The sequence below is a fragment of the Winogradskyella alexanderae genome (assembly GCF_020166335.1).
Classification (GTDB): Bacteria; Bacteroidota; Bacteroidia; order Flavobacteriales; family Flavobacteriaceae; genus Winogradskyella; species Winogradskyella alexanderae.
Genome location: NZ_JAIUJR010000001.1, coordinates 62,290 through 79,367, shown reverse-complemented (window position 1 = coordinate 79,367; position 17,078 = coordinate 62,290). Strand labels below are relative to the sequence as shown.

The following is a 17,078-nucleotide window of genomic DNA, read 5'->3' as shown; positions in this document are numbered from 1 at the left end:
TACATAATTATTAGCATCTGTAAAAGTGAAAAAACCATCAAAAAAAAGCCTTCAAATCTGGTTTGAAGGCTTTTTTTTATAAGTGTTAAAATGATTTTATCCTAAAGCTACACGCTTAAAAGTTGTAACCTTAACATCGCCAATTGTTTTAACGTAATCGGCAACGCTAACTTTGCTATCCTTAATAAATGCTTGGTTAACTAAAGTGTTGTCTTTAAAGAAACGGTTTAATTTACCTTTGGCAATATTATCTAGCATAGCCTCTGGCTTACCTTCTTGACGCAATTGATCCTTAGCAATTTCAATTTCTTTTTCAACTATTGAGGCGTCAACACCTTCCTCGTTGAGTGCGATAGGATTCATTGCTGCCGCCTGCATAGCAACATCCTTAGCAACAACGTCTGCACCATCTACATCGGCAGATAATCCAACTAATGTTGCAATTTTATTACCAGCATGAATGTAAGAGCCTACATAAGGAGCTTCAATTTTCTCAAATGCATTTATGTCTAACTTCTCGCCAATAACACCAGTTTGCTCAATTAGTTTGTCTGCTACGGTCATGCCGTCAATCTCTGCCTTAAGTAATTCCTCTTTAGAATTTACAGTCAATGCTAAATCTGCCAATTCGTGAGCTAAAGCAACAAAGTTTTCGTTTTTACCAACAAAGTCGGTTTCGCAACCTAAAACAATTGAAACTCCAATAGTTTTGTTAGCATTAACTTTTGCGATAGCAGCACCTTCAGTAGATTCTCTATCTGCACGCTTTGCCGCAACTTTTTGACCTTTTTTACGCAATATTTCAATGGCTTTGTCAAAATCTCCATTAGCCTCAACTAATGCTTTTTTACAATCCATCATTCCAGCACCCGTAGCTTTTCTTAATTTATTTACTTCTGCTGCTGTAATTTTTACAGTATTTTCCATAATTTTTAAATTTAAAAAGTCGCATAATTTACTCTTACAAGAAAAGAACTAAACGACTTTTACATATTTTTTAAAGTTTATTTTATTCTTCTTCCTCTTGAACTGCTACTTTAGCCTCTGTTTTATTGGCTATAGGCTTAGCATTTTCTTTTTTAGGTTTACCTTCTTTGTCAGCACGTTCTGCTTTTCTTTCATTTAATCCATCTTCAATGGCAGAAGAAACAATAGAAAGCACTTTGTTAATGGATTTTGAAGCATCATCGTTTGATGGAATTACAAAATCAACCTGACGTGGATCCGAGTTTGTGTCTACCATCGCGAATATTGGAATATTCAATTTTTGTGCTTCTTTAATTGCAATATGCTCTCTCATAATATCTACTACAAATAATGCACCTGGTAAACGTGTCATATCAGATATAGAACCTAAGTTTTTCTCCAATTTTGCACGTTGGCGATCTATTTGTAATTTCTCTCTTTTTGATAATGAATTAAATGTACCGTCTTTTTTCATGCGGTCAATAGAAGACATTTTCTTAACTGCCTTACGTATTGTCACAAAGTTAGTAAGCATACCGCCTGGCCAACGTTCTGTAATATAAGGCTGGTTTACAGCACCTGCTTTCTCAGCAACTATATCTTTTGCTTGTTTTTTGGTGGCAACAAATAAGATTTTCTTACCTGAAGCAGCAATTTTACTCAATGCTGCGCAAGTTTCTTCAATCTTAGCTGCAGTTTTGTAAAGGTTAATAATATGGATACCGTTACGCTCCATATAAATGTAGGGAGCCATGTTTGGATTCCATTTTCTTGTGAGGTGTCCGAAGTGCACACCTGCTTCCAGTAGTTCTTTTACTTCTACTTTTTCCATTTTTTGTAATAGTTTACGTTCTGTTGAATTAGCAATGTTAAAGTGTCATGTTTAAGGCCTTTACCATTTAGATGCTAAACTAAATCCCAATGTCTCCATTGTGGACAACAATAACTGGTTTAAATTATGCTGAACTATTCAGCATTTTTTCAATAAAATAAAATAATTCAGAACCTGAGCTTTCAGATTCTGAATTAAGAGTTGTTGGATATTAACGTTTAGAGAACTGGAATTTCTTACGCGCTTTCTTCTGACCGAATTTTTTACGCTCTACCATTCTAGGATCTCTTGTTAATAGACCTTCTGGCTTTAATATTGCTCTGTTTTCAGCATCAACTTCGCACATTGCACGAGATAATGCTAAACGTATCGCTTCCGCCTGGCCGGTGATACCACCTCCATATACGTTAACAGTAATATCAAAGTTGCCATCATTGTTAGTCATGACTAAAGGTTGATTTACCTTGTACTGCAATGGAGCAGTAGTAAAGTAATCTGCCATGTCTTTTTTGTTCACCGTAATGTTACCTTTACCTTTGGCAACATATACACGGGCAACAGCCGTCTTTCTACGGCCAATTTTGTGAATTACTTCCATTAGTTAAATTCGTTTAAATTTATTGTTTTTGGTTTTTGAGCTTCATGAGCGTGCTCAGCACCAGCAACAACAGTTAGATTTCGGAATAATTGTGCCCCTAGTTTATTTTTAGGCAACATTCCTTTTACTGATTTTTCTACTAACCTGGTAGGGTCTTTCTGAAACATTTCAGTTGCTGACAGACTTCTTTGTCCACCTGGATAACCTGTGTGACGGAGATAATTTTTCTCGGTCCATTTGTTACCCGTTAAGTTGATTTTTTCTGCGTTTACGACAATAACGTTGTCACCGCAATCAACGTGTGGCGTAAAATTAGGTTTGTGCTTACCTCTTAAAAGTATTGCTACTTTCGAAGCAAGACGACCTAAAGTTTGTCCCTCAGCATCAACCAAAACCCACTCCTTGTTTACGGTAGCTTTGTTAGCAGAAACTGTTTTGTAGCTTAATGTATCCACACTAATTTGATTTATTGTTGCACATTTATAGCGCAACAGATTAAACATTCCTCTTCAAAAAAGAGTTTGCAAATTTACGATAAACAATTGGATTAACAAACCGCGTTTAAGGTTTTTTTAAGCTGAAAATCAGATGTCTTCGAACTCAGGAATGTTTTGTAGACCTAATCACATTTTGAACGTATAGTTGCACATTTAGTCTAAGGGTACTACTAATACAGGGATATTAGACTTTTTGATCAAGCTATCAGAAACACTACCAAAAATAATCTTGTAGAATAAGCTGTAGGTTTGATATCCCATTATTATTAAATCAATATTTAGTGTTTCTGTTTTCTCCAAGATAGTTTCAACGGTAATACCTTGTATCAGAAGTGCTTCTGCATCTATTCCTTTTTCTTCGAACTTTTTAGCAAAACCTTGAATTTGCCTTCGTTCTTCTTTTAATTTATTTGCTCGATGATCTCTTGCAGACTGTGGTCCAGCTTCAAAACCGACATAATCAGGATCTGGCGCAGCCACATGAAGCAACCATACCTTAGACTTAAGATTTGAAGCAAATTCTAATGCCTTGTCTAAAAGTAGATGTTCGTTACCCTTAAAATCTATGGGAATTAAAATATTCTTCATGTCTAGGAAAATTAGATCAGCATACTGCCTTGCATCAATTAATCCTATAAGTTAAGAATTTTTCAGTTCAAAAAGCATAAGGGTGGTTAGATTTTTGTTGCTCTTAAAAGGCGATCGTTAATTGACTTGCCTAAACCATAATCAGGGAGCTGTTCCGCAATTATAATATCCAGATCTTGCTTGTCCAGTAAATGTAGCGCACTGTATAATTTGGAGGCGGCTTCATCAAGATTATTCGTTTCGGATAGGACTATTTTATAATCAATACCACTGTCATTAAGAATGTCATTAAAGATTAATAGTCCAATACGTTTATTGCGGTGTTCCTTAATGGATTTAACTAGATTATCTGTTAAAATAGTTTTAGTCTTTGGAGCGTAATGCCGTTCCAACATTCCAGGTGCGTCTGGACTTGATTCCTTTTTGTTTTTAATAATTACAGATCCCACTATGGTTTCAATTGCTTCCAAGGGAGTGGATCCTAATCTATATATTATAGGTTCACCTTCTTCAAAGCCAATAATTGTGGACTCAATGCCACTCTTACATGGTCCACCATCAAGCACCATTTTAATGGTTTTTTTAAAGTAGTTTTCCACATGTTCAGGCAGTGTTGGACTGATACTACCGAATGGATTTGCGCTTGGTGCGGCCAATGGAAAGTCTAATTTATTGAGTAACTCTAAGGTAACAGGATGATTTGGAACACGCACAGCAACAGTTGGTTTGCCAGCAGTAATTGAATTTGGAATAATATCCTTTTTTGGGAGGACCAAGGTAACTGGTCCTGGCCAGAAGGCATCTGCTAAAAGTTTTGCTTTTGGAGGAATAGTTGTTACTATTTCTTTGAGCCAATCTTTTGAACCAACATGAACAATCAACGGATTAAAACTCGGACGACCTTTGGTGGTAAAAATGGCATTCACAGCTTTTTCACTAAATATATTTCCAGCAAGGCCATAAACAGTTTCTGTTGGTATAGCCACCAATTCTTCATTGTTAAGGAGCTTGACAGCTTTTGATATGTCCTTAGAAATAATGCTCATAAAAAATATACTTAAAATAAGAGAATTAATGGGCTTCTAACCAATTATCTCCAATGTCCAGCTCCACATCTAATGGGACTTCGAGTTTGTATGCATTCTCCATTTCGGTTTTAATCAAAACTTTCATGTCTTCTAACTCTGGTCTGTAAATATCAAAGACCAATTCATCATGCACTTGAAGCAACATTTTACTTTTGAATTTTCCAGCTTTTAACTTGTCATGTATTCTAATCATGGCAATCTTAATAATATCTGCGGCACTACCTTGAATAGGTGCATTAACGGCGTTACGTTCTGCCGCACCTCTTACTACGGCATTACGAGAATTTATATCTTTTAAATAACGACGTCTACCCAGAACTGTTTGAACATAACCATTGTCTCTGGCAAAATCTACTTGATCTTGAATATAAATTCTCAATTTTGGATAGGTTGCGTAGTAGGTGTCTATCAATTCTTTGGATTCACTTCTGGTTAAATTGGTTTGATTACTTAAACCGAATGCAGAAACTCCGTATATTATTCCAAAATTAACGGTTTTGGCATTGCCACGTTGTTCTCTAGTCACTTCTGAAATAGGCACATTAAATACCTTTGAAGCTGTTGATGCATGAATGTCCTCGCCATTCCTAAAAGCTTCAATCATGGTTTCTTCCTTACTTAATGCTGCAATAATTCTTAATTCAATTTGAGAATAATCTGCAGCCAAAAGCGTGTAATTTTCATCTCTTGGAATAAATGCCTTGCGTACTTGACGACCACGTTCTGTCCGAATAGGAATGTTCTGCAGGTTAGGATTATTACTACTTAGACGACCTGTCGCTGCAACGGTTTGCATATAGTCGGTATGAACACGGCCTGTGTGCGGTTCAACTTGATTTGGTAATGCATCAACATAAGTACTTTTAAGTTTAGACAAGCCACGATAATCTAAAATGTGTTGCACAATTTCATGATCTTTGGCTAAATAACTCAGAACGTCTTCCGCAGTGGAGTATTGACCGGTTTTTGTCTTTTTAGGCTTATCGACTAATTTTAGTTTTTCAAAAAGAATGACTCCCAATTGTTTTGGCGACGCAATATTGAATTCCTCGCCAGCTTCATCATATATTTTTTGTTCTAGGTTTTGAATGTCGTCGTTTAATTCTTCAGCTAAGGCATTTAAAAATTCAATATCCAAATTGATGCCTTCGAGCTCCATAGATGCTAAAACCCTAAGCAATGGAACTTCTATTTCATCAAAGAGTTTTTGGGTATTGGCCTCACCTAATTCCTTTTCAAAATGCTCTTTTAATTGCAAAGTGATGTCGGCGTCTTCTACGGCATATTCAGTTTGTTTTTCAATAGGTACGTCGCGCATGGACAGTTGGTTCTTACCTTTTTTACCAATTAATTCTGTTATTGAAATAGGTGTGTAGTTGAGATAGGTTTCTGCCAATACGTCCATGTTATGACGCATATCTGGATTAATTAAATAATGCGCCAACATGGTGTCGAACAATTTACCTTTTACCTCAATATTGTATTTAGCAAGTACTTTAATATCGTACTTTAAATTCTGACCAATTTTCTCAATGTTTTCGTCTTCGAAAAACGGTCTAAATTCCTCAATTAATATTTGCGCTTCATTTTTATCTTCAGGAAATGGCACATAGAATCCTTTGCCGGCTTCCCAAGAAAATGCTATTCCAACTAATTCCGCTTGAAGCGGATTGATACTTGTTGTTTCTGTATCGAAACAAACAGATGTTTGGTTAAGAAGATTTTTTACAAAGAGTTTGGTTGCCATTACAGAAGCGACACTCTGGTAAAAATGTGACGTAGTTTCAGCTGTCTTTCTTACATATTGATTAGTTTCTTCTCCATCATTATTATCACCACCACCAAACAATGAAAATTGACCTGCACCAGCAGATTGTGGTTTTTTAGGTGTTGGTTTGTTTTCCGTTTTATTTGTTTCGGTTGGAGTCGCTACTGTTGTTTCACCATTGCCATTGAAGGTTTTGATGAAGTTCTCCGTCAATCTTCTAAATTCTAAATCCTGAAAGATTTCCTTCACCTTTTCAATATCTGGGTGATCTAGTTCAAAATCTTTAGCATCGAAGGTTACAGGTACATCTAGCATAATCCTTGCTAATTCCTTAGATAGCACGCCTAATTCACCATTGGCCTCAATCTTTTCTTTCATCTTCCCTTTAAGCTGGTCTGTATTGGCGAGAAGCCCTTCCATACTGCCAAATTGGTTAATGAATTTTTTAGCTGTTTTTTCACCAACACCGGGTAGACCAGGAATGTTGTCACTAGAGTCTCCCATCATGCCAAGAAAATCAATAACTTGTTCTGGCTTTTCTACTTCAAACTTCTTTTTTACTTCGGGAATTCCCCAAGTTTCGTAACCACCACCAAAAACAGGTTTGTACATAAATATGTTGTCTGTTACCAACTGGGCAAAGTCTTTGTCTGGTGTTACCATAAATACTTTGTATCCTTCTTTTTCTGCCTGTCTAGATAAGGTCCCAATAATATCATCTGCTTCATAGCCTTCTTTTTCAAGAATCGGGATGTGCATGGCTTTTAAGATATTATGAATATGTGGTACTGCAGTTCTAATACCCTCGGGAGTTTCATCTCTATTTGCTTTGTAAGCTTCGTACATTTCAACACGGTCCGAACTGCCCCCTTTATCAAAACAAACCGCCAAGTGGTCTGGTCGCTCACGTTTTATAACATCCAATAACGAGTTCATAAAACCCATAATGGCTGAGGTATCCTCTCCTTTAGAATTTATCCTCGGGTTTTTTATAAAGGCGTAATACCCACGAAAAATTAATGCATAGGCATCAACAAGAAAAAGGCGTTTTTGGTCCGACATGTATTTAAGTTTTGAAGTCTATAAAATTACGAAAAACTTCAAGTTTATTCTCGGAGGAATGAGGAATGAGCAATAAAAAAAGCCGAAACAATTTGTTTCGGCTTAATTACTATCTAAAATTAGCTCTTAGCAAAGTTTTACAGTCTTTGTTTTTATTTGAAGACTTTTTCTGTAAGCCTTAATGCTTATGATTTCATTGTTCTTTTTACGATTGATCTTCAAAAATTTTGCTTTAGCCTTAGGAGAAATAGTAAATTTCTTAGCTTCGGCTTTTTCCATTTTCGAAGTCTCAACAAGTTCAGTTTCATTATTTGCAACTGTTTCTTGCTGCGCAAAGCTCGCTAGCGACATCGTTAAAAATAATATAAGTACTAAACCTTTTTTCATAATTGTTTGAAGATATTTTTTCTATTAACTTCGACACAAAGAAATGACAAAGACGATGAAGGGACTTAATTTTTTGGATGAATCAAGACGATAAATAGATAACGTGTTTAGCGTCGCAAAAAACATCGATGAAATACACAAATTGGGCCTGCAGCCCCCAAAAATAGGCTGTTTTTAGGATAACATAATCTCTTTTAGGGATGAATGGATAAATAAATGCAAAAACATCGATGAAATACACAAAATCGGCTTGAATCCCAGTAAACATCAGAGCGAATTATGACACAATTTACTAAAAACCCATATTTTGGGCTTTTTACAAAGCAAAAAGCTAATCAATTCAACATTGCACAAAGTACTTATAATGAGAGAGTTAAGAAGTTAAATGCACTTCGTCGAGCGATAGAAATCACTTATCGAGAGCAAATAAAAGAAGCTTTAAGTAAGGATTTAGGTAAACCTATTATTGAGTCAGAGCTGTCAGAAATCTATCAAATACTGAGTGACATACGCTATGTGAAGAAGCATTTGCACAAATGGATGCGTAAGCAGAAGGTTCAAACACCTTTGTCTTTGTTGGGTTCCAGTTCATACTATATTTATGAGCCTAAGGGTGTTTGTTTAATCATATCGCCATGGAATTTTCCCTTTAACCTCACCTTTGGTCCTTTAATTTCGGCAATTGCTGCTGGAAATACTGCTATAATAAAGCCGTCAGAGATGACACCCAACTCATCAGCATTGATGGCTAAGATTATTGATGACCTTTTTGATGAGGACGAAATCGCATTAATAGAAGGCGAAGTTGAAACTTCCACTCAATTATTAGAACTTCCATTTAATCACATATTCTTTACGGGTTCACCCAATGTCGGGAAAATTGTTATGACAGCTGCAGCCAAGAACCTAGCTTCCGTAACTTTAGAACTTGGAGGTAAGTCTCCTACAGTTATTGATGAGAGTGCAAATATTAAAGAAGCAGCTAAAAAAATAGTTTGGGGCAAGTTTCTAAACGCTGGCCAGATATGTGTCGCTCCAGATTATATTTTGATCCAAGAAAGTGTAAAAACACAATTTATCGATGCCTGTTTAAATTGGATTGAACACTTCTATTCTAAAAACCCTGAAACGTCTAATGCTTTTGCAAGAATTGTTACACCTAAGCATTACAAACGCTTAATGGCGCATTTAGAAAACGCAAAATCGCTCGATGCAAAATTCATTTTAGAGGGCGAACACAATGAAGATTCAAAATATATTGCGCCAACTGTTGTAACTGACCTTAGTCATGACTCAAAATTGTTGAATGAGGAAATCTTTGGACCCATTATGCCGATTATTTCATTTAATGAATTAGAGGAAGCAATTGATTGCATTAACTCTAAAGAACGTCCATTAGCACTTTATATTTACAGTAAAAGTAAAACGAATATTAACAAGGTGATTTCTAATACCAGGGCAGGAGGTACTTGTGTAAATAATAATATTATTCATTATGCCAATCATAATTTACCTTTTGGCGGTACTAATAATAGCGGTATTGGAAAAAGCCACGGTTTCTTCGGTTTTAAAGCCTTTAGTAATGAACGTGCCGTTATTAAACAACACTTTTTTGGTGCGACAGAGTTTTTATTTCCTCCTTACAACGACTTTAAAGAAAAAATGGCTAAGCTCGTTATAAAGTGGTTTTAGCTTTATTATAAAAGTCAGACTGTATTTGCTCATTTTTACCATCTTGAAACTTAGTCATGCTAAACCATTGATGGATGGAGTAACTGCCTGTTTCACCTTGTTTATTCACCGCGATATAACCAACTTGGAAGTCTTTGTAGTTGCTATTTGGTTTATTTACAATTCTACCAATAGCTTCTTCGCAGGCTTGTTGTGGCGATTTGCCTTGACGCATTAACTCCACAACCAAAAAGCTACCTACAGTTTTAACTACCTCTTCACCGAGACCTGTTGCTACACATGCACCAATCTCATTATCTACAAATAATCCAGAACCAATAATGGGTGAATCACCTACACGTCCAGCCATTTTGTACGCAAGACCACTAGTGGTGCAGGCACCTGATATATCGCCGTTTTTGTCAATGGCAAGCATACCAATAGTATCATGATTTTCAATATTGATGATGGGTTTATATTCGCTTTTAACTTTCCATTCCTCCCAAGCTTTCTTTGATGCTTCGGTTAAAAGATTTTCAACTTCAAAGCCTTTTGAGATGGCAAATTGTTTAGCACCATCGCCAGCAAGCATTACGTGAGGTGTATCCTCCATTACCTTGCGCGCAACAGAAACAGCATGTTTGATGTCTTTAAGAAATACAACAGAACCACAGTTGCCATATTTGTCCATAATACAGGCATCCAAGGTTACATTTCCATCTCTATCCGGCAAGCCACCCTTGCCGACCGATTGTCCTTTTTCATTAGCTTCTTCGACCATACATCCTTGTTCTACAGCATCCAAAGATGATCCGCCAGATTGCAATACTTCCATTGCTTTGGCTGTAGCATTTTCAACATGCCAAGTTGCAATAACTAAGGGCAAAGATCCATTTGCCGAATTTTCTAAAGCAATTTCTGATTGAGTTTCAGGGGTCTCTTTACAAGACATCAAAGTATTACCTAGAGCAATACCTACACCTGAAAGCGATGCATTTTTTATAAATTTTCGTCGATTCATGCTGTTGTTTTTTTTGAGTTTCTATAACCGTACCATAAAATGTAGGTGTAACACAAGACAATAAATAGTAGTGCAATTTTAAATCCGAAATTATCCGTAAATTTCCCATATAAAGGAGGAATGATAGCGCCACCTACAATGGCAGTGCATAATAATCCTGAACCTTTTGGTTTTAATTCACCAATTCCATCAATGGCTAAAGTGAAAATAGTTGGGAACATTATTGAGTTGAAAAGCCCAACAGCTAAAATACTCCACATACTAACTAATCCAGTAGTACTTACTGATACAAGGATAAGTGAAATGGCCAATGTAGCAAATATGCCCAGGACTTTACCAGGCTTCATGATTTTAGTTAAATAAGATCCAATAAACCTACCAACCATAGCGCCAGACCAGTAGAATGTCACAAATACACCAACAATAGCTTTGTTGTCGTTTTCAGTAAGTCCTGAGTTAAGAATACTTTCGGCAATAGACTTCATCAAGTTGTTATTTTTTATGACATCTACCATGTTCATATCCAGAAAGTAGTTGACTAAATAACTGCCTATGGCTACTTCGGCACCGACATAAAAGAAAATTCCAAGGACACCTAGCATCAAGTTTTTTTGTTTGAAGGCTTCAAAATATGTGCCTGTATAAGTTTCACTTATTAGCTTTGGAAGCTTTGCAAAAAAGAATATACCAGCAATGGCTAAAATAAACACAGCCAAACCAAGAAATGGGTTTTGTACGGCTGAAGCTTCATTTGCCAGATAGGTTTCTTTTGCATTTGCAGATAGTGAAGCAATTTCCTCTTTTGATTTTATGGTATCGCTTAAGATAAACAAGGCACCGACAGCAGGAGCAATTGCTGTACCTAATGAATTGAAAGCTTGGGATAAGTTCAAACGACTAGAAGCACCATCTTCAGAACCCAATACAGCAACATAAGGATTAGCGGCAACTTGTAAAATTGTCATGCCACCAGCCAGTATGAAATAAGCCAACATAAATATACCAAAAACACGAAAGGATGCTGCAGGATAAAATAACAGACAACCCAAAGCCATGGTAAACAATCCTAGAATAATTCCTCGTTTATATCCAATCTTTGAGAGAATATAACTAGCTGGTATGGATAGTAAAAAGTAGGCTCCAAAAAATGCGAACTGAACCATTCCGGCTTGAAAATAGGTAAGCGTAAATAATTCTCTAAGTCTTGGAATAAGAGAATCTACAAGTACTGTAATAAAACCCCATAAAAAGAAAAGGGTAGTTAACAGGATAAAAGATGAGCGATAGGATTTAGATTGATTCATTTTTAGTTGGTTTTATTACTCAATAGATATTTCATCAACAAATATCCAACTTTTACCATTCATTGGATGACCGATATGCCATTCTGGTAAATCACCAAGTTTTTTTGCAATGATTTTTACAAATCTTGCTTCACCTAATTTTGAAAGGTGGACTGTTTCTATATCAATTGTCTCGTTTTTACCTTCTGCATTAAATTTCCAAGTCATCTGTTTTTGAAAATTATTTCCATCAACGGACGTGAAAATATCAACAGCCTTTGGTAAAAATATCCATGCCCCTTGATCTCTTAAAAAATTCACTTCTAAATTATAAATTGGTTTTACTGAACCTAAATCTACTGTTGCAATGAGATCTGTATTCCAATAGCCTTGCCAACTTCCTGTTCTGTAGTTTTTGGTACTTCTAATACCATCAATAAGCGCATCATTACCACCGGCCGCGTATTGGTTGGCATACTCACTTTCTAATTTTATACTCAGGTTGGGATTTATTTTAAAAAAAGGCGTAGTTAGTACTGGGCTTTTTAAATTGCCTTTTTCAGAATAGAGTTTTACTTCTGAATTTTCGGTAATGAGGAATGGTTCCTCATACAATTCAAAGTCTTGACCATTTAATGCAAAGTAGATTTTCGCATCGTCCTCTGAGGTGTTTAAAACGACTTGTGTCGAATCCCTAAACGTAATATTACCCTTTTCAATGTAAGGCGATGGCAAAATAATATGGTCCGTAATTTCGGTAGTTGGTCGTTGTCTATCTCTACTTCCCCATACTGCAGCATTATCAGTCATATAGAATTCTAAGGTTCCACCATCCATTATTTCATCGTGCATGAGATAAGTGCGATGCAATTTTTCACCATTCAAATACACATAGTCGATATATCTGTTGGTTTCGCTAAGGTCATAAGTTTTAATGGTAAATACATTACCATTTTCAAGATTAATAGAAGCTTTATCAAAAAATGGTACTCCTATGATATATTGATTATTTCCCGGAGTTACAGGATAAAATCCCATGGATGAAAATACATACCAAGCACTCATCTGACCACAATCTTCATTTCCTGAAATTCCGTCAGGCTCGTTTTTGTAAAGTTGAGTCAAAATCTCATAAACACGTTCTTGAGTTTTGTCTGGTCGGCCAACAAAATTGTATAAGTACGCCATGTGATGACTTGGTTCATTGCCATGTGCATATTGCCCAATTAACCCTGTGATATCTGCCTGATCTCTGCCCGAAGTTTCAGATTTTGCAGTGAATAATTCATCCAATTGAGTTTCAAGAGCTTCGGGTCCTCCAAGTAAGTTCATGAATCCATTAATATCTTGAGGGACATAAAAACTATATTGCCAGGCGTTAGCTTCGGTATAATTAAAATTAACCTCGTAAGGATCAAATGGGGAGAACCAGGTGTTTCTGAAACGCCCTCTCATAAATTTAGATTCTGGGTCGAATACATTTTTATAGTACTGAGCACGTTGAATATAAGTTTTGTAATCGTCCACTTTGCCCAATTTCTTTGCCATTTGAGCAATCGTCCAATCATCATAAGCATATTCTAAAGTTTTTGAAACCGATTCACTTTCTTCATCAACTGGAATAAACCCATATCTTTTGTAAGCCTCCAAGCCAAATTTATTTCTTGTGGCAGAATGCTTCATGGCATCAAGGGCCTTTTCAGCATCATAATTTTTTATGCCTTTTAAATAAGCATCAGCGATAACTGGTACTGCGTGATAGCCAATCATACAATCGGTATAATTTGCGGACAAATCCCACATAGGCATAATCCCACCTTCATCGTATTTTGCTAAAAATGTATTAATGAAATGATTGGTACGATCTTGTTCAATTAAGGTATACAGTGGATGGGCCGCTCTATACGTATCCCAAAGAGAAAAGACGGTGTAATAATCGAAATCTGCATGATGAATATTTAAGTCCATACCTCTGTAGCGGCCATCAACATCCTGGTAGCGATTTGGAGCAATCATTGTATGGTACAATGCGGTGTAGAAGTTGGTTTTTTTATCAATAGCATCACTTTCAACAACTATTTTATTAAGCTGGCTTTCCCAGTAATCTTCCGCTTCTTTTTTAACAGTATCAAAGGATTTATTTCCTATTTCGGCATTTAGGTTGTCTTTTGCACCTTGTTCGTCAACAGCCGAAATTCCAACCTTAATTACGACAGGTTCATTATTTGGGTTATCAAACTTTAAAACCGCTTTTTTACTTTCAAATTTGTAGTTTTTTACCACCGGAATACCATCGCCTTCATCGTAAACAATGTCACTTATTGGATGCGAAAACTTTAAATGATAATACAAACGTTGATCTTTTGCCCAAGCTGAGGAATGACGATAACCATTGATTTCATAATCATTGAGTCTTTGAATTTTGTAGTCTAGAAGTTTGTCTCTATGTTCAAGATCTAAGACGAGATATTGGTTATCTTCTGAGGGATATCGATATTTATGAATACCGCTTCGCAGTGATACAGTCAATTCCACATCGATATTCGTAGAATCTAGTTTTACCTTATAATAACCAGGTGAAGCACTCTCATATTCATGACTAAAATGTGCTCTATATCCTGGTTTTCCGTTTGCACCATTGTTGAAATTAATACTATTAGTTGGCATAAGTAAAACATCACCATAATCACTAATTCCAGTACCGCTTAAATGTGTATGCGAAAAGCCATAGATATAACTATCCGTATAGTGGTATCCTGAGCATCCATCCCAACCTTCGAGTCGTGTATCTGGACTTAATTGCATCATTCCAAATGGCAGTGTTGCACCAGGATAGGTATGGCCATGACCACCCGTTCCGATAAAAGTATTGACGTAATTAATTAGTGGTTGGTCTTTTTCTGCTTTGGTGATTGTAGAAGATTCTTTACAACTTAAGAATGAGGTAAGAATAATAAAAACAAAGGTTGGCTTAAAGTTCATGAAAAAGATTCCTAAATTTAATCCATCTAATATACTAAAATGCAACTCAAGACCTTCCTAAGCCTTTGTATTTTATTGCTGTTATGTACTGCTTGTAAACAACAGAACACCAAGACTGAGGACATAGCAATAATCCCCATTCCAAAATCTGTAGTGGTTAATGATGGGATGTTTACGCTTAACAGTGCAACGACTCTAAATTCAAATATATCATTTACTGTTAGTTCTGATTTTCTTCGGAGCTTTATAAAGGATGGAACAGGACTGGATTTAAAATCGGGTAGCGATATCGAGTTTTTAAAAGACACGATGTTAAATGAAGAGGCTTATCGTTTAACTGTTTCAAAATCAAAAATTAGAATTGAGGCAAATAATGACAGAGGTGCATTTTATGCAGTACAGACTTTAAGGCAATTAATGCCTGTTTCGATTGAAAAAGGTAAAGGCCCTAAGCACTTTAAAATACCAACAGTAACCATTGAAGACAGTCCAGCGTTTGGGTATCGTGGTATGCACTTGGATGTTGGGAGACATATGTATTCTGTAGATTTTATAAAGAAATACATTGATGCTCTAGCGATGCTTAAGATGAATAGCTTTCATTGGCATTTGACTGAAGATCAAGGTTGGCGTATAGAAATTAAGAAGTATCCAAAGCTACAAACGGTAGCGGCATTTAGAAATGAAACTTTGGTCGGTCATTATAGCGATCAACCCCATAATTTTGATGGAAAGCGATATGGTGGATTTTATTCACAAGAAGAAATCAAAGAAGTTGTTTCTTATGCCAATAATCGATTTGTAACTATAATTCCAGAAATTGAGATGCCTGGCCATAGTCAGGCGGCAATAGCCGCCTATCCGGAATTAGGATGTACAGGAGAACAAGTTGAAGCTGCAAAAAAATGGGGTGTTTTTGAGGAAGTCTACTGCCCAAGTGAAACTACCTTTAAATTTTTAGAGGATGTAATCGATGAGGTAATTGAACTGTTTCCAGGAAAGTATATCCATATTGGAGGCGATGAAGCACCTAAAACACGCTGGAAAAACTGTGATCATTGTCAGGATTTGATTAAACAAAAAGGTTTAAAAGACGAACATGGTTTACAGAGTTATTTCATAGCTCGAATGGAAAGATACATTAACACTAAGGGTAAGCAAATTATTGGTTGGGATGAAATTCTCGAAGGCGGATTGGCACCAAATGCTACGGTAATGTCTTGGCGTGGTATGGATGGAGCAATTGAAGCTGCAAAAGCTGGTCATAATGTTGTTATGACGCCAACATCGCATTGCTACTTTGATTATTACCAATCTGAGAATTATAATGAGCCCATAGCAATTGGTGGTTTTTTACCGCTAGAAAAGGTATATAGTTTTAATCCTATTCCAGAGGAATTGACAAAAGAAGAATCAAAATATGTTCTGGGCGCTCAAGGAAATGTTTGGACTGAGTATATGCCGAATGAAGACCAAGTAGAATATATGGCATTTCCCAGGATATTAGCCATGAGTGAAGTGGTATGGTCTAATACTAAAGATAAGAACTATGAAGATTTTGTTACTCGAGTAGAATATTTTCACAACAGATTAGATGCCTTAGATATAAATTATGCAAATCACTTATATGAAATTGAAGGAAATATGTCATCGGAAGAAGGCTTGTCTTTCTTTGAGTTAAAAACACAGTCTAAAAATAAATCAATCCGATATACTACAGATGGTACTGAACCTAGTTCTAGCTCAATAATGTATTCAGAAAAAATCCCTATTTCAAATTCTACAACCATTAAGGCCCAAGTTTATGGTGGTGATGAAAAATTGGGTACAATTTTTACTCAAGAAATCAAGCTTCATAAAGCTGTTGGTTCAAAGATTGAAATAAATAAACAACCCCACAAGGCTTATGCTGGTAGTGGTGCCATAGGATTAGTAAATGGTATCAGCGGAAGTGATAGTCGCTATGGCGATAAAGAATGGTTAGGCTTTTGGGGTGAGGATATTTCTGTATCTATTGATTTAGGTAAAAACAAAGAGGTCAATTATATCAGCACTAGGTTTTACAATGGTAATGGCCAATGGATCTATGCACCAAAAGAAGTAAAATTACAATTTGTTTTAGACGATGGGACCATAGTAACGGATCAGATATCGGTTGATGCACGAGACGATGTTTTGATTGATTTCGATTACGAATTTAAAACGCCAAAAGCACTTGATGTTAAGGTGAGATCTATTGAGCTTATAGTTCCAAATTATGGGATAATTCCAGAAGGAAAACAGGGATCAGGAAATAAGGCATGGACATTTATAGATGAAATTATTATAAACTGAT

13 protein-coding genes are annotated in these 17,078 nt (G+C 36.2%); 2 read left to right on the top strand and 11 right to left on the bottom strand.

All coding sequences use genetic code 11. The features are described from left to right. Nucleotides 1-96: 96 nt before the first annotated feature. The 8 genes from tsf to LBU54_RS00270 form a co-directional block, all read right to left on the bottom strand. Entirely contained in the window at nucleotides 97-927 is an 831-nt protein-coding gene (gene tsf / locus LBU54_RS00305) for a translation elongation factor Ts (protein WP_224523784.1), read from the bottom strand. 82 nt (nucleotides 928-1,009) lie between these two features. Further along, nucleotides 1,010-1,798, bottom strand: coding sequence for a 30S ribosomal protein S2 (gene rpsB, locus LBU54_RS00300; RefSeq protein WP_224523782.1), 789 nt, complete (start codon nucleotides 1,796-1,798; stop codon nucleotides 1,010-1,012). Nucleotides 1,799-2,009: 211 nt separating this feature from the next. Beyond that, nucleotides 2,010-2,396: a 30S ribosomal protein S9 gene (rpsI, locus tag LBU54_RS00295; RefSeq protein WP_111684899.1), complete on the bottom strand. Its 387-nt coding sequence runs from the start codon at nucleotides 2,394-2,396 to the stop codon at nucleotides 2,010-2,012. Then, nucleotides 2,396-2,851 (bottom strand): 50S ribosomal protein L13, encoded by a 456-nt coding sequence (rplM, locus tag LBU54_RS00290; protein WP_224523780.1) that lies wholly within the window; start codon nucleotides 2,849-2,851, stop codon nucleotides 2,396-2,398. The genes rpsI and rplM overlap by 1 nt, the downstream gene beginning before the upstream one ends. A gap of 195 nt (nucleotides 2,852-3,046) precedes the next feature. Continuing rightward, nucleotides 3,047-3,481 carry a universal stress protein gene (locus LBU54_RS00285; protein WP_224523778.1) on the bottom strand — a complete coding sequence of 145 codons (435 nt, stop codon included), beginning with the start codon at nucleotides 3,479-3,481 and terminating at the stop codon, nucleotides 3,047-3,049. 86 nt (nucleotides 3,482-3,567) lie between these two features. After that, entirely contained in the window at nucleotides 3,568-4,527 is a 960-nt protein-coding gene (locus tag LBU54_RS00280) for an L-threonylcarbamoyladenylate synthase (RefSeq protein ID WP_224523763.1), read from the bottom strand. A 25-nt stretch (nucleotides 4,528-4,552) separates the two neighbouring features. Next, nucleotides 4,553-7,399, bottom strand: coding sequence for a DNA polymerase I (polA, locus tag LBU54_RS00275; protein ID WP_224523733.1), 2,847 nt, complete (start codon nucleotides 7,397-7,399; stop codon nucleotides 4,553-4,555). A gap of 126 nt (nucleotides 7,400-7,525) precedes the next feature. Then, nucleotides 7,526-7,786: a hypothetical protein gene (locus LBU54_RS00270; RefSeq protein WP_224523730.1), complete on the bottom strand. Its 261-nt coding sequence runs from the start codon at nucleotides 7,784-7,786 to the stop codon at nucleotides 7,526-7,528. A gap of 279 nt (nucleotides 7,787-8,065) precedes the next feature. Here LBU54_RS00270 and LBU54_RS00265 point away from each other — a divergent pair, with 279 nt between their 5' ends. Further along, the gene (locus tag LBU54_RS00265; RefSeq protein ID WP_224523727.1) at nucleotides 8,066-9,478 is read left to right on the top strand and encodes an aldehyde dehydrogenase family protein; all 1,413 of its coding nucleotides are present in this window, start codon (nucleotides 8,066-8,068) and stop codon (nucleotides 9,476-9,478) included. Here LBU54_RS00265 and LBU54_RS00260 read toward each other — a convergent pair. The 3 genes from LBU54_RS00260 to LBU54_RS00250 are packed head-to-tail and all read right to left on the bottom strand — an operon-like array spanning nucleotide 9,462 to nucleotide 14,743. Then, entirely contained in the window at nucleotides 9,462-10,478 is a 1,017-nt protein-coding gene (locus LBU54_RS00260) for an isoaspartyl peptidase/L-asparaginase family protein (RefSeq protein WP_224523724.1), read from the bottom strand. The two genes, LBU54_RS00265 and LBU54_RS00260, sit on opposite strands and share 17 nt — an antisense overlap. Continuing rightward, nucleotides 10,475-11,782 carry a sugar MFS transporter gene (locus LBU54_RS00255; RefSeq protein WP_224523720.1) on the bottom strand — a complete coding sequence of 436 codons (1,308 nt, stop codon included), beginning with the start codon at nucleotides 11,780-11,782 and terminating at the stop codon, nucleotides 10,475-10,477. Before LBU54_RS00255 ends, LBU54_RS00260 begins: the two co-directional genes overlap by 4 nt. A 15-nt stretch (nucleotides 11,783-11,797) precedes the next feature. Further along, nucleotides 11,798-14,743: a GH92 family glycosyl hydrolase gene (locus LBU54_RS00250; protein WP_224523718.1), complete on the bottom strand. Its 2,946-nt coding sequence runs from the start codon at nucleotides 14,741-14,743 to the stop codon at nucleotides 11,798-11,800. 39 nt (nucleotides 14,744-14,782) lie between these two features. On the opposite strand from LBU54_RS00250, the gene LBU54_RS00245 reads away from it, so the two are divergent. After that, nucleotides 14,783-17,077, top strand: a complete 2,295-nt coding sequence (locus LBU54_RS00245) for a beta-N-acetylhexosaminidase (RefSeq protein ID WP_224523714.1) — start codon at nucleotides 14,783-14,785, stop codon at nucleotides 17,075-17,077. Nucleotide 17,078 lies beyond the last annotated feature (1 nt).